Raw genomic sequence first — 13087 nt, forward strand, 5'->3', positions numbered from 1 at the left:
TGGCACGTTCGGGCGGAAATGCGTCGGCGGCTGCGCAGGCCCTCGGAATCAGCCGTGCGGCCCTGTACCGAAAACTGAACCGCCTCGGGCTCTCATAGGCGCCCTCGGCGGCTTCCTGAGCCTCCAACCGGCGGTCACATGGGCTGGGTGCGCCGATCTGTCTCAATTCTGAGACACCGGGCGCTGGTTGTGGTGGCCCCCGGGGCTGACAGAAGATTCCTCTCGCGCAATTTTGTTGCGCAGCGCCGCATCCCGCGGCGCTCCCGAACCGGGAGGGAGCCATGAACAGGATCGAATTCTTTCGGACCGCCACGGCGCCGTTCACCGCGCACTACGGCAATTTCATCGGCGGCAGGTGGGTCGAGCCCACTGTCGAGACGCGCAGGTAAAGGACGGCGCGCAGGGGCACGGTCTTGGCGATGGCTCCTTCTCAATTATGGCTCGGCCGCAACCATCGGGCCGCATGACTGCGCTCAGGCCGCTTTCCCCAATGGACGCGCGCGCTCGACCCGCTCGCGCTCCTTGGGCGTGTTCATCACCTCCCAAAGATCGTTGCGCCGCTGCACGTTGAGCCAGAAGTCCGGGCTGTTGCCGAACACACGGGCGAGGATCAGCGCTGTCGCCGCCGTCACGTTCCTGCGATTGCCGCACAGCTCGTTGACGTGCTTGCGCTGGACGCCCATCGCCTCGGCGAGCGCGCCCTGTGTCAGCCCCATCGGCTGCATGAACTCTTCGGTCAGTATCTCGCCGACAGTCGCCGGCTTGCGCTTGGTGGTCAGCATCTTTGCCTCGCTTTCATCGGTAGCTGTGATCGTCCAGATAGATTCCGTTCGCCTCGCCGCGCCCGCCATCCCAGCGGAAGATCAACCGCCATTGCAGGTTGACGCGGATGAAATGGAAACCTGCGAGGTTGCCGCGCAGCTTCTCGAAGTGATTGCTGGGTGGCACGCGCAGGTCCTGATCGGTCACGGCGTCGTCAATCATCTGGAGCTTGCGGAACAGGCGGGCTTCCAGATCGGAAGGGATGTTGCGGGAACGGACATCATCCACAAATAAGGTCCGCAGCCAGTCGTCCCGAAAGCCTACGATCACAGCTTCACTCCAATAGTGAGCATATGTACCACTCTATAACTCATACTGCAATGGGAAACCGGGTTCAGCCGCCGGAGCCGAACAGGTCGTCGAACAGATCGCCGAACCACCGCTCGAACACCTTGATCTCGGCTTCCGTGACGGGGACATCCTCACCTTCGCCGCCAAGCGCTTCCGGGGCGAATGGCTGATCGTCGTCTCCAACCTCCCGACCCGGCGGGCGCTCCACGCTCGGCTGTGAGGATCAGCGTCGACCGTGTCGAGACCACGGGGCAACCTCTACCTCCTCGACGCCGGTTCCGTGCAGTTCTGACGACGTGTATAATGATTCCAAACTGACCCACTACCCGAACGCATCGCCCTCGCGGCGCCCGACGCCACGCCGCTTGGCACCGTCGCGAGCGCGACCTATCTCGGCAGCCGCATGGAATACGTGGTGACGACCGGCTTCGGCGAGTTGCTGGTTTCCGCGCCGGTCACGGTGCAGTTGCTGGCGCCGGGGCGTCTTCTCCAACGCCGCGATCTATTGTGAGCAGGCTCCGATCTGGTCGAGATAGGTCCGTCCGGTAGCGCGCACCATCGACGGTAGCCCTCCCACCCCCTATAGTGCGACGTCGCACAGGCTTCCATGGCCGCAGTGCAGGCCGACCGCTGCGCCAGGAATGGCAGAAGCTGGGCGCGCGACAGCTTCTTGCGGAAGACGACCGAGCCTTCGGCCGCGGCGCCATGTGCCTGGAACACGCGCTTTGCCAGATCAACGCCGGTTCCGGTAGCTTTCTTCATTGGATGCCCTCTCCTTCCTGGGTGATTGGAACATCACCGCTGTGGCACACTGCGATGCCGTCGGGTTGGGGGCATCCACTCCATCACATCCTAGTGCGACCGCCTGCGGTTCGGGGGAGAAAGCGCGATCGCGGCGACCCTGCGCGGCCTTGCCGAGCCTCCGCGGTTCGTCCCATAGTGGCGCATTCTCCATCTGCGGGGGTAGCGGACGCGCCATGGCCTTCAAGGAAACCGAGTATCATCCCTATGATTTCGCCAACCGCCGGCACATCGGGCCGAGCCCGAAGGAGATCGCGGAGATGCTCGCGGTCGTCGGCGCCGCCGACCTCGACGCGCTGATCGACGCGACGGTGCCCTCGGCGATCCGGCAGAAGGAGCCGCTCGACTGGGGACGCGCGCTGAGCGAGCAGGCGGTGCTGGTGCAGATGCGCGAGATCGCGCAGAAGAACCGGGTGCTGACCAGCCTGATCGGGCAGGGCTACCACGGCACGGTGACGCCGCCGGTGATCCAGCGCAACATCCTGGAGAACCCGGCCTGGTACACGGCCTATACCCCCTACCAGCCGGAGATCAGCCAGGGCCGGCTTGAGGCGCTCCTGAACTACCAGACCATGGTCTGCGACCTGACCGGGCTCGACGTGGCCAATGCGAGCCTGCTCGACGAGGCTACCGCCGCTGCCGAGGCGATGGCGCTGGCGCAGCGCGCGGCGAAGTCCAAGGCGAGGGCCTTCTTCGTCGATCGCCATTGCCACCCGCAGACCATCGCGGTGATCGGGACCCGGGCCGAGCCGTTCGGCTGGGAGGTGATCGTCGGCGATCCCTTCACGGATCTCGACCCGAAGGCGGTCTTCGGGGCGATCTTCCAGTATCCCTGCACCTATGGCCATGTGCACGATTTCACCGGTCCGATCGAGGCGCTGCACGGCGCCGGCGCGCTCGCCTGCATGGCCGCCGACCCGCTGGCGCTGGCGCTGCTGAAGCCGCCGGGCGAGATGGGCGCGGATATCGCGGTGGGCTCGACCCAGCGCTTCGGGGTGCCGCTGGGCTACGGCGGGCCCCATGCGGCCTATATGGCGGTGAGGGATCCGCTGAAGCGGTCCATGCCGGGCCGCATCGTCGGCGTCTCGGTGGATGCGCGGGGCAATCGCGCCTACCGGCTCAGCCTGCAGACCCGCGAGCAGCACATCCGGCGCGAGAAGGCCACCTCGAACGTCTGCACCGCGCAGGCGCTGCTGGCGGTCATGGCCTCGATGTACGCGGTCTTTCACGGGCCCGAGGGGCTCCGGGCGATCGCGCAGCGGGTGCACCGCAAGACGGTGCGGCTGGCAAAAGGGCTGGAGACGCTCGGTTTCAGCGTCGGGCCGGCGGCGTTCTTCGACACGATCACCGTGGAGGTCGGCGCGCTCCAGGGGGTGATCCTGCGCGCCGCGGAGGCGGAGGGCGTGAACCTGCGGCCGGTCGGCAGCGACCGGATCGGGATCACGCTCGACGAGCGGACGCGGCGGTTGCACGCCCAGGCGGTCTGGCGCGCCTTCGGCGGCGACGGGCTGGACCTGAAGCTCGACCACGGCCACCGGCTGCCGGAGGGGCTGGTGCGCACCAGCGCCTATCTGACGCATCCGATCTTCCACATGAACCGGTCCGAGGCGGAGATGACGCGCTACATGCGCCGGCTCGCCGACCGGGACCTGGCGCTCGACCGGGCGATGATCCCGCTGGGATCCTGCACCATGAAGCTGAACGCCACCGTGGAGATGATGCCGATCTCCTGGCCGGAATTCGCCGACATCCATCCGCTCGCGCCGGCGGAGCAGACCAAGGGCTATGCCGAGATGATCGCCGATCTCTCCGACAAGCTCTGCGCGATCACCGGCTACGACGCGATCTCGATGATGCCGAATTCCGGCGCCCAGGGCGAATATGCCGGGCTCCTGACGATCCGGGCTTATCACGCCAGCCGGGGCGAGGCGGATCGCGACGTCTGCCTGATCCCGACCTCGGCCCATGGCACCAATCCCGCGAGCGCGCAGATGGCGGGGCTGAAGGTGGTGGTGGTCGCCGCGGCGGAGAACGGCGACATCGACGTGGAGGATTTCCGCGCCAAGGCCGAGGCGGCGGGCGGGCGGCTCGCGGCCTGCATGATCACCTATCCCTCGACCCACGGGGTCTTCGAGGGCACGGTGCGCGAGGTCTGCGAGATCACCCATGCGCTGGGGGGGCAGGTCTATCTCGACGGCGCGAACATGAACGCGCTTGTGGGGCTGGCACGGCCGGGGGATTTCGGCGGCGACGTGAGCCATCTCAACCTGCACAAGACCTTCTGCATCCCCCATGGCGGCGGCGGACCCGGCATGGGGCCGATCGGCGTCAAGGCGCATCTCGCCCCCTTCCTGCCGGGGCGCGACGGCGGTGCGGGACGGGTGAGTGCCGCGGATTACGGCTCGCCCTCGCTGCTGGTCATCTCCTGGGCCTATTGCCTGATGATGGGCGGCGCCGGGCTGACCCAGGCGACGCGAATCGCCATACTGAACGCCAATTACATCGCGAAGCGTCTGGGCGAGGCCTATCCCATCCTCTATTCGCGCAACGGCCGGGTTGCCCATGAATGCATCGTCGACACCCGCCCGATGAAGGATCGCGCCGGGGTCACGGTGGACGATGTCGCCAAGCGGCTGATCGACTGCGGCTTCCACGCGCCGACCATGTCCTGGCCGGTGGCCGGAACGCTGATGATCGAGCCGACCGAGAGCGAGCCCAAGGCCGAGCTCGACCGCTTCATCACCGCCATGCTGGCGATCGCGGCCGAGGCGCGGGCGATCGAGGCGGGGGAGATGGACGCCGAGGTGAACCCGCTCAAGGGCGCCCCGCATACGGTCGAGGACCTGGTCGGCGACTGGGACCGGCCCTACAGCCGCGAGCAGGCCTGCTATCCGCCGGGCGCCTTCCGGGTGGACAAGTACTGGTCGCCGGTGAACCGCGTGGACAATGTCTACGGCGACCGGCACCTCGTCTGTTCCTGCCCGCCGATCGAGAGCTACATGGAGGCGGCGGAATAGCATCGTTTCGAAGCCGCCCCGGCAGGGTCACGGCGCCGGGGACATGACGCGCATGCTTCTCGCCTGTGCGCTCGGCCTCGCCGGGGCGCTGCTCGGCATGGCCGCCGGGCTGCCGGCGCCGGCGCTGCTCGGCAGCACCCTGCTGGTCGGGGCGGCGAGCATCGCAAGGGTGCCGCTGGCGGTGCCGGACGGGCTGCGCAACCTCGCCTTCGCCACCATCGGCTGCTCGCTGGGGAGCGGCATCACGCCGCATTTCGTCGACGATCTCGCCCGCTGGCCGGTGAGCCTCGCCCTGCTGGCGGTGGCGGTGGTCACGATCATGCTGGTCTCGACGCTGATCCTCGTGAAGGGGTTCGGGCAGGCGCCGGAGGACGCGGTGCTGGCGACCGCGCCCGGGGCGCTTTCCTATGCGCTGGCGCTGGCGGTCTCGCGCGGCCGCGACCTGCAGAGCATCATGGTCTTCCAGACCCTGCGTCTGATGGCGATCACCCTGACCCTGCCGCCGGTGCTGCAACTCGTGGGCGAGCCGGGGCAGTTCTGGAGCGGGCGCAGTGCGGCCGTCGTGCCCTATGCCGCGGCGCTGCCGACGCTGGCGGTGGCCTTCGCGGCCGGGACGCTGGGGGCGCGGCGCGGCATGCCGGCGGCGCATCTGCTCGCGGGCATGCTCGCCAGCGGCGCGCTGCACGTGACCGGGGTGGTCGAGGGGCGCTTTCCGCCCCTGCTCATGCTCTGCGGCTTCGCGGTCACGGGCGCGGTGGTCGGCGTTCGCTTCGGCAAGATCACCTTCGCGGACCTGCGCCGTCTCGCCGGGGCCTCGGCGACGGTGATCGCGGCCTCGGTCACGCTCTCGGCGCTCTTCGCGCTCGCGGCGGCGCGGGCCGCGCATATCCCTTTCGGCCAGGCCTGGGTCGCCTTTGCGCCGGGGGGCGTGGAGGCCATGGCGGCGATGGGCCTGGCGCTCGGCTACGACCCGGCCTTCGTCGCCACCCACCATCTTCTGCGCATTGTGCTGGTGATCCTGATCCTGCCGCTGCTGATGGCGCGGGCCAGGCGCTGGATCTGAGCTCGTGGCCCCCTTCGGCCGCCCGGGTGGGGCCGCCGTCCGGCCCGATCGTGGCGGTCTCCCGAAGCCGTCGCCCGCAGTTGACCTAGTGCGCCGCGGCAGCTAAGCCTCTCGATGGGTTACGGCGAACCCGGCCACGGGGCTCGCCGGTGGGGAACGGAGGGCGCCCTTGGACGAAGTTCTGCGCGAGTATCTTCCGATCCTGATCTTCCTCGGGCTGGCGATCGCCCTGGGGCTGGTTCTCCTGCTCGCCGCGGCGGTGGTGGCGGTGTCGAACCCCGACCCCGAGAAGGTCTCCATCTACGAATGCGGCTTCAACGCCTTCGACGATGCGCGGATGAAGTTCGACGTGCGCTATTATCTCGTCTCGATCCTCTTCATCATCTTCGATCTGGAGGTGGCCTTCCTCTTTCCCTGGTCGGTGAGCTTCCAGCATATCGGCGAGTTCGGCTTCTGGTCGATGATGGTGTTCCTCGCGGTGCTGACCATAGGCTTCGCCTACGAGTGGAAGAAGGGGGCGCTGGAATGGGAGTGATCGAGCCGCAGGCGGCGCTGGCGACCTCGGCCGGGCCGGACAAGGAGGCGGCGGCGCGGGCGCTGTCGGACGAGCTCGCCGACAAGGGCTTTCTCGTCACCTCGACCGCGGACGTGATCAACTGGGCGCGCACGGGCTCGCTGCACTGGATGACCTTCGGGCTCGCCTGCTGCGCGGTCGAGATGATGCATACCTCGATGCCGCGCTACGACCTCGAGCGATTCGGGACCGCGCCGCGGGCCTCGCCCCGGCAGTCCGACCTGATGATCGTCGCGGGCACGCTGACCAACAAGATGGCGCCCGCGCTCCGCAAGGTCTACGACCAGATGCCCGAGCCACGCTACGTGATCTCGATGGGCTCCTGCGCCAACGGCGGCGGCTATTACCATTTCAGCTACTCGGTGGTGCGGGGCTGCGACCGGATCGTGCCGGTGGACGTCTACGTGCCCGGCTGCCCGCCGACGGCGGAGGCGCTGCTCTACGGCATCCTGCAATTGCAGCGCAAGATCAGGCGCACCGGCACGATCGTGCGCTGAGAACCGGAAGTCGGGGGAACGATGGACACGGCACTGGTCGAACTGAAGGAGACGCTCGCGCTCCGCCGCGAAAGCGCGATCCTGGCGGCCGAAGTGGCGCGGGGCGAGCTGACCGTCACCACGACGCCGACGCAGATCCGCGATTTCGTCGCCTTCCTGCGCAGCGATCCGACCTGCCGCTTCACCACGCTGATCGACATCACCGCGGTGGACTGGCCGGCGCGCGAGAAGCGCTTCGACATCGTCTATCATTTCCTGTCGATGCATCTCAATCAGCGCATCCGCGTGAAGGCGGAGCTGCGCGAGGACGAGATCCTGCCCTCGATCGTGGAGCAGTTCCCCTCGGCCGACTGGTACGAGCGCGAGGTCTTCGACATGTACGGGATCCTCTTCTCGGGGCACCCGGACCTGCGCCGGATCCTGACCGACTACGGCTTCCGCGGCTATCCCCTGCGCAAGGACTTCCCGACCACCGGCTATGTCGAGGTGCGCTACGACGAGGAGCAGAAGCGGGTGGTCTACGAGCCGGTGCAGCTGGTGCAGGAATACCGGCTCTTCGATTTCATGTCGCCCTGGGAGGGCGCGGAATACATCCTTCCCGGCGACGAGAAGAAGGGGGCGTGAGGCGATGGATTTCATCCTTTTCCTGATCGGCGCCGCGCTCACGATCATCCCGATGTGGCGGCTGATGGAGAAGGCGGGCTACAATCCGCTCTGGTCGCTGGCCTGCGTCACCGGTATCGGGCTGGTCATCCTGTTGTGGCTCGTGGCGATGCGGCTTGCGCCCAAGCCGGGCGGGGGGTTCTGAGGCGATGGACGGCGCAGGCACCGACGCCCTGACGGGCGAGCAGAAGATCCGGAACTTCAACATCAATTTCGGCCCCCAGCATCCGGCGGCGCATGGGGTGCTGCGGCTGGTGCTGGAACTCGACGGCGAGATCGTGGAGCGCTGCGACCCGCATATCGGGCTCCTGCACCGCGGCACCGAGAAGCTGATGGAGAGCCGGACCTACCTGCAGAACCTGCCCTATCTCGACCGGCTCGACTACGTGGCGCCGATGAACCAGGAACACGCCTGGTGCCTCGCGATCGAGAAGCTGACCGGGACGGAGGTGCCGCGCCGCGGCCAGCTGATCCGGGTGCTCTATTCCGAGATCGGGCGCATCCTGAACCATCTGCTGAACGTCACCACGCAGGCGATGGATGTCGGCGCGCTCACCCCGCCGCTCTGGGGGTTCGAGGAGCGCGAGAAGCTGATGATCTTCTACGAGCGCGCCTGCGGGGCGCGGCTGCATGCGGCCTATTTCCGGCCGGGCGGCGTGCACCAGGATCTGCCGCAGGATCTCGTCGACGACATCGCCGCCTGGGCGAAGACCTTCCCGGCGGTGCTCGACGACATCGAGGGGCTCCTGACCGAGAACCGCATCTTCAAGCAGCGCAACGTCGACATCGCCGTGGTGAGCCAGGAGGAATGCCAGGCGCTGGGCTTCTCCGGCGTGATGGTGCGCGGCTCGGGGCTCGCCTGGGACCTGCGCCGCAGCCAGCCCTACGAATGCTACGACGAGTTCGATTTCCTGATCCCGGTGGGCAGGAACGGTGATTGCTACGACCGCTATCTCTGCCGGATGGAGGAGATGCGGGAATCGACCAAGATCATCGAGCAGGCCATCGCCAAGCTCAACGAATGCCCGGGCCAGGACGTGATCACCCGCGGCAAGATCACCCCGCCCAAGCGCGCCGAGATGAAGACCTCGATGGAGGCGTTGATCCATCACTTCAAGCTCTATACCGAGGGCTTCCGCGTTCCCGCCGGCGAGGTCTATGCCGCAGTGGAGGCGCCCAAGGGCGAGTTCGGCGTCTATCTGGTGGCCGACGGCAGCAACAAGCCCTGGAAGGTCAAGCTGCGCGCGCCGGGCTATCCGCATCTGGCGGCCATGGACCATGTCTGCAAGGGGCACATGCTGGCGGATGTCTCCGCCGCGCTCGGCTCCTTCGACATCGTGTTCGGGGAGGTGGATCGCTGATGCTGCGCCGTCTCCATCCCGACCAGCCCGAGAGCTTCGCCTTCACGCCCGCCAATCTGGACTGGGCCAGGGGCCAGATCGCGAAATATCCCGAAGGACGGCAGGCCAGCGCCGTGATCCCGCTGCTCTGGCGGGCGCAGGAGCAGGAGGGCTGGGTCACGCGGCCGGCGATCGAGGAGATCGCGCGCATGCTCGGCATGGCCTATATCCGGGTGCTCGAGGTCGCGACCTTCTATTTCATGTTCCAGCTGCAACCGGTGGGCAGCATCGCCCATGTGCAGGTCTGCGGCACCACCTCCTGCATGATCTGCGGCGCGGAGGATCTGATCGCGGTCTGCCGCGAAAAGATCGCGCCGAGCGCCCATGCGATCTCGGCCGACGGCAAGTTCTCCTGGGAGGAGGTCGAGTGCCTCGGCGCCTGCTCCAATGCGCCCATGGTGCAGATCGGCAAGGATTACTACGAGGATCTGACGGCCGAGAGCTTCGCGGGCCTGCTCGACGCCTTCGCGCGCGGCGAGGTGCCGCAGCCCGGGCCGCAGAACGGCCGCTACGCCTCGGAGCCGAAGGCCGGGCTGACCAGCCTGAAGGGCAAGGAGGCATCGGAGCGCCACAACGGATCGGTCGCCCTGGCGCTGGCGCTCGGCGATACGGTCGCGCGCATCACCGGCGAAGCGCTGCCGGCGCAGGCGCGGCAGGCGCCGCCGGAGGCCGAAGCCGCGGCGGGGCGGCCGGAGGGCCTGAGCGCGCCGCGCGGCGGTGCGGCGGACGATCTCAAGAAGATCAAGGGCGTCGGACCGAAGCTCGAGGAACTGCTGCACAGCCTCGGATTCTATCATTTCGAGCAGATCGCCGGCTGGACCCGGGAGGAGGTCGCCTGGGTCGACGAGAACCTCGAGGGTTTCAAGGGTCGCGTCACCCGCGACGATTGGGTGGAACAGGCCAGGAAGCTCGCCGCCGGCGAGGAGACGGAATTCTCGCAGCGGGTGGACAAGGGCGAGGTCTACTGACATGCGCCTTGGGGAGGATTGAGGATGGCTGAGGGCCGCGGGGATCAGGAGAGTTTCCTCTCACCGACGATGACCTGGATCGCCGCCGCTGTCGCGGGGCTGATCGTGGCGCTGGTGCTCGCGGTGATCTTCGGCGTCGGCTGGCTGGCGAGCTTCGTGCTCGGGCTGATCGTCTTCTTCGGGGCGGGCTGGGTCCTGGGGCGCATCGCGGCGCCCGACCAGCCGCCCGCCATGCTCAAGTCGCCTGCGGAGATCGAGCGCAGTGCGGCCGCGTCCCCGGAACCCGTCGCGGCACCGCCGGCCGAGCCCGTTGCGCCGCCGGCCGAACCGGCCGCGCCGGCGCCCGTACCGGAACCCGAGGCGGCGCCTGCGCCGGTCGACGAGAGCCCCGCGCGCGAGGCCGAGGCCGCGCCCGCGGCGAAGGAAGCGGAACCCTCGCCCGCGGCGCGCGATACGGCAATCAGCGAGCGGGTGCGCCAGGCCGCCCGGGCGGCCGGCGAGGCGGCCAAGCTGATGCAGGATCAGGTCGAGCCCGCCCGGCCGGCGGGGCTCGAGGCCGCGCGCGGTGGCGCGGCGGACGACCTGAAGCGCATCAAGGGCGTGGGGCCGAAGCTCGAGGCATTGCTCAACAGCCTCGGCTACTACCATTTCGACCAGATCGCGGCATGGAGCGCGGCCGAGGTCGCCTGGATCGATGCGCATCTGGAAGGCTTCCACGGCCGCGCGACGCGCGACGAATGGGTGCCGCAGGCGAAGCTTCTGGCGGCGGGCGAAGAGACGGAATTCTCGAAGCGCGTCGACAAGGGCGACGTCTACTGAGGCGGCGCCTGCCGGCGGCAGGACAAACGTCCGGGCCCGTGCCCGGACATGGAGATGAGGCGAATGCTCGCGGACAAGGACCGGATCTTCACCAACCTCTACGGGATGCATGACCGCAGCCTCAAGGGCGCGCAGTCGCGCGGCGCCTGGGACGGCACCGCCGCGATTCTCGCGCGGGGGCGCGACAAGGTCGTGGAGGAGGTAAAGGCGAGCGGGTTGCGCGGGCGCGGGGGCGCGGGCTTCCCGACCGGGCTGAAATGGTCCTTCATGCCCAAGGGCAGCGACGGGCGGCCGCATTACCTGGTGGTGAACGCCGACGAATCCGAGCCGGGCACCTGCAAGGACCGCGAGATCATGCGCCACGACCCGCATACGCTGGTCGAGGGCTGCCTGATCGCCAGCTTCGCCATGGGCGCGCATGCCTGCTACATCTACATCCGGGGCGAATACATCCGCGAGCGCGAGGCGCTGCAGATCGCCATCGACGAGGCCTATGACGCCGGGCTGATCGGCAGGAACGCCTGCGGCTCGGGCTGGGATTTCGACCTCTACCTGCACCATGGCGCCGGCGCCTATATCTGCGGCGAGGAGACCGCGCTGCTCGAGAGCCTCGAGGGCAAGAAGGGCATGCCGCGGCTGAAGCCGCCCTTTCCGGCGAATACCGGGCTCTACGGCGCGCCGACCACGGTCAACAATGTGGAATCGATCGCCGTGGTGCCGACCATCCTGCGGCGCGGTCCCGGCTGGTTCGCGAGCTTCGGGCGGCCGAACAACGTGGGCACCAAGGTCTATGCCATCTCCGGGCATGTGGTGAATCCCTGCGTGGTCGAGGATGCGATGTCGATCCCGCTGAAGGAACTGCTGGAGAAGCATTGCGGCGGGGTGCGCGGCGGCTGGAAGAACCTCAAGGCGGTGATCCCGGGCGGATCCTCGGTGCCCTGCCTGCCGGCGGATGTCTGTTCCGAGGCGCTGATGGATTTCGACTGGCTGCGCGAGCAGCGCTCGGGGCTCGGGACCGCGGCGGTGATCGTGATGGACCAGTCCACCGACATCATCAAGGCGATCTGGCGGCTCTCGAAGTTCTACAAGCACGAGAGCTGCGGCCAGTGCACGCCCTGCCGCGAGGGCACGGGCTGGATGATGCGGGTCATGGACCGGCTGGTGACCGGCGAGGCGGAGCCGGCCGAGATCGACATGCTGCTCGACGTGACGAAGCAGGTGGAGGGCCACACGATCTGCGCGCTGGGCGATGCGGCGGCCTGGCCGATCCAGGGGCTGATCCGGCATTTCCGGGACGAGATCGAGGACCGGATCAAGGCCAAGCGGACCGGGCGCGTCAGCGCGGTGGCGGCGGAATGAGCCGTCATCTCGCCCAGCTCAACATCGGCCGGCTGGTGGCCGACACCGACGATCCGCGCGTGGCCGAGTTCATGGGCGCGCTCGACCGGGTGAACGGGCTCGGGCGCCGCATGCCGGGCTTCGTCTGGATGATGGAGGGCTCCGGCGAGCCCGGAACCGGCAATACCGAGACGAAGCTCGACGGCGACCCGCGCCTCGTGTCGAACCTGACCGTCTGGGAGAGCGCCGAGGCGCTGGAGACCTTCGTCTTCGGCACCATCCACCGGCAGTTCTACGAGCGGCGGGCGGAATGGTTCGAGCTCTTGGGCGAGCGGCATCTCGTGATGTGGTGGGTCGAGCCCGGCCACCGGCCGACGCTCGACGAGGGGCTCGGGCGGCTCGCGCATCTGAGGCGGCACGGCGACAGCGACCAGGCCTTCGGCTGGGCGCATCTGAAGGGAGCCGGGGCGGCGCGCGCGGAGCGCTGCGCCCCGGTGGCGGCGGAGTAGGACATGAGCGATCTGCGCAAGATCAACATCGACGGCATCGAGATCGAGGTCGATCCGCGGATGACGCTCCTGCAGGCCTGCGAGGAGGCCGGCGTCGAGGTCCCGCGGTTCTGCTACCACGAGCGGCTCAGCATCGCCGGCAATTGCCGGATGTGCCTCGTGGAGGTGGTCGGCGGGCCGCCGAAGCCCGCGGCCTCCTGCGCGATGCAGGTCAAGGACCTGCGGCCCGGACCGGAGGGCCAGCCGCCGCAGGTCAAGACCACCTCGCCCATGGTCAAGAAGGCGCGCGAGGGGGTGATGGAGTTCCTGCTCATCAACCACCCGC

Annotated in this window: 17 protein-coding genes; 14 read left to right on the plus strand and 3 right to left on the minus strand. The window is 68.2% G+C overall.

Annotated elements, in window-relative coordinates:
• The coding region (locus tag V7050_RS11470; RefSeq protein WP_324410559.1) for a helix-turn-helix domain-containing protein at positions 1 to 98 on the plus strand (98 nt) is incomplete at its 5' end.
• A gap of 375 nt (positions 99 to 473) precedes the next feature.
• Here V7050_RS11470 and V7050_RS11475 read toward each other — a convergent pair.
• The 3 genes from V7050_RS11475 to V7050_RS11485 all read right to left on the minus strand — a co-directional run bounded on the left by V7050_RS11475 (position 474) and on the right by V7050_RS11485 (position 1321).
• Positions 474 to 782: a HigA family addiction module antitoxin gene (locus V7050_RS11475; RefSeq protein ID WP_324374817.1), complete on the minus strand. Its 309-nt coding sequence runs from the start codon at positions 780 to 782 to the stop codon at positions 474 to 476.
• A gap of 13 nt (positions 783 to 795) precedes the next feature.
• On the minus strand, positions 796 to 1092 hold the full coding sequence (locus tag V7050_RS11480; protein ID WP_324374815.1) for a type II toxin-antitoxin system RelE/ParE family toxin: 297 nt from the start codon (positions 1090 to 1092) through the stop codon (positions 796 to 798).
• 64 nt (positions 1093 to 1156) lie between these two features.
• Positions 1157 to 1321, minus strand: a complete 165-nt coding sequence (locus tag V7050_RS11485; RefSeq protein WP_324374813.1) for a hypothetical protein — start codon at positions 1319 to 1321, stop codon at positions 1157 to 1159.
• Between the two features lie 126 nt (positions 1322 to 1447).
• On the opposite strand from V7050_RS11485, the gene V7050_RS11490 reads away from it, so the two are divergent.
• The 13 genes from V7050_RS11490 to V7050_RS11555 form a co-directional block, all read left to right on the plus strand.
• Positions 1448 to 1624, plus strand: a complete 177-nt coding sequence (locus V7050_RS11490; RefSeq protein WP_324374818.1) for a hypothetical protein — start codon at positions 1448 to 1450, stop codon at positions 1622 to 1624.
• Positions 1625 to 2090: 466 nt separating this feature from the next.
• Entirely contained in the window at positions 2091 to 4931 is a 2841-nt protein-coding gene (gene gcvP / locus V7050_RS11500) for an aminomethyl-transferring glycine dehydrogenase (protein WP_324374811.1), read from the plus strand.
• A gap of 43 nt (positions 4932 to 4974) precedes the next feature.
• The gene (locus V7050_RS11505) at positions 4975 to 5994 is read left to right on the plus strand and encodes an AbrB family transcriptional regulator (RefSeq protein WP_324374809.1); all 1020 of its coding nucleotides are present in this window, start codon (positions 4975 to 4977) and stop codon (positions 5992 to 5994) included.
• Positions 5995 to 6163: 169 nt separating this feature from the next.
• Positions 6164 to 6529 (plus strand): NADH-quinone oxidoreductase subunit A, encoded by a 366-nt coding sequence (locus tag V7050_RS11510; RefSeq protein ID WP_324374807.1) that lies wholly within the window; start codon positions 6164 to 6166, stop codon positions 6527 to 6529.
• A complete protein-coding gene (locus V7050_RS11515; protein ID WP_324374805.1) occupies positions 6520 to 7065 on the plus strand; it encodes a NuoB/complex I 20 kDa subunit family protein in 546 nt (181 codons plus the stop codon). The genes V7050_RS11510 and V7050_RS11515 overlap by 10 nt, the downstream gene beginning before the upstream one ends.
• Positions 7066 to 7086: 21 nt before the next feature.
• Entirely contained in the window at positions 7087 to 7689 is a 603-nt protein-coding gene (locus V7050_RS11520; protein WP_324374803.1) for an NADH-quinone oxidoreductase subunit C, read from the plus strand.
• Between the two features lie 4 nt (positions 7690 to 7693).
• Positions 7694 to 7873, plus strand: coding sequence for a hypothetical protein (locus V7050_RS11525; RefSeq protein WP_324374802.1), 180 nt, complete (start codon positions 7694 to 7696; stop codon positions 7871 to 7873).
• Positions 7874 to 7877: 4 nt separating this feature from the next.
• Positions 7878 to 9089 (plus strand): NADH-quinone oxidoreductase subunit D, encoded by a 1212-nt coding sequence (locus V7050_RS11530; RefSeq protein ID WP_324374800.1) that lies wholly within the window; start codon positions 7878 to 7880, stop codon positions 9087 to 9089.
• Positions 9089 to 10096, plus strand: a complete 1008-nt coding sequence (gene nuoE / locus V7050_RS11535) for an NADH-quinone oxidoreductase subunit NuoE (protein WP_324369630.1) — start codon at positions 9089 to 9091, stop codon at positions 10094 to 10096. Before V7050_RS11530 ends, nuoE begins: the two co-directional genes overlap by 1 nt.
• Positions 10097 to 10120: 24 nt before the next feature.
• Complete coding sequence (locus tag V7050_RS11540) at positions 10121 to 10915, plus strand: endonuclease (protein WP_324369631.1); 795 nt, start codon at positions 10121 to 10123, stop codon at positions 10913 to 10915.
• 63 nt (positions 10916 to 10978) lie between these two features.
• Positions 10979 to 12274, plus strand: a complete 1296-nt coding sequence (nuoF, locus tag V7050_RS11545) for an NADH-quinone oxidoreductase subunit NuoF (RefSeq protein ID WP_324369632.1) — start codon at positions 10979 to 10981, stop codon at positions 12272 to 12274.
• Entirely contained in the window at positions 12271 to 12762 is a 492-nt protein-coding gene (locus V7050_RS11550) for a DUF3291 domain-containing protein (RefSeq protein WP_324369633.1), read from the plus strand. The genes nuoF and V7050_RS11550 overlap by 4 nt, the downstream gene beginning before the upstream one ends.
• A 3-nt stretch (positions 12763 to 12765) precedes the next feature.
• On the plus strand, positions 12766 to 13087 hold a 322-nt coding region (locus tag V7050_RS11555; protein WP_324410557.1), incomplete at its 3' end, for a 2Fe-2S iron-sulfur cluster-binding protein.

Source organism: Amaricoccus sp., from assembly GCF_036846665.1.
GTDB lineage: Bacteria > Pseudomonadota > Alphaproteobacteria > Rhodobacterales > Rhodobacteraceae > Amaricoccus.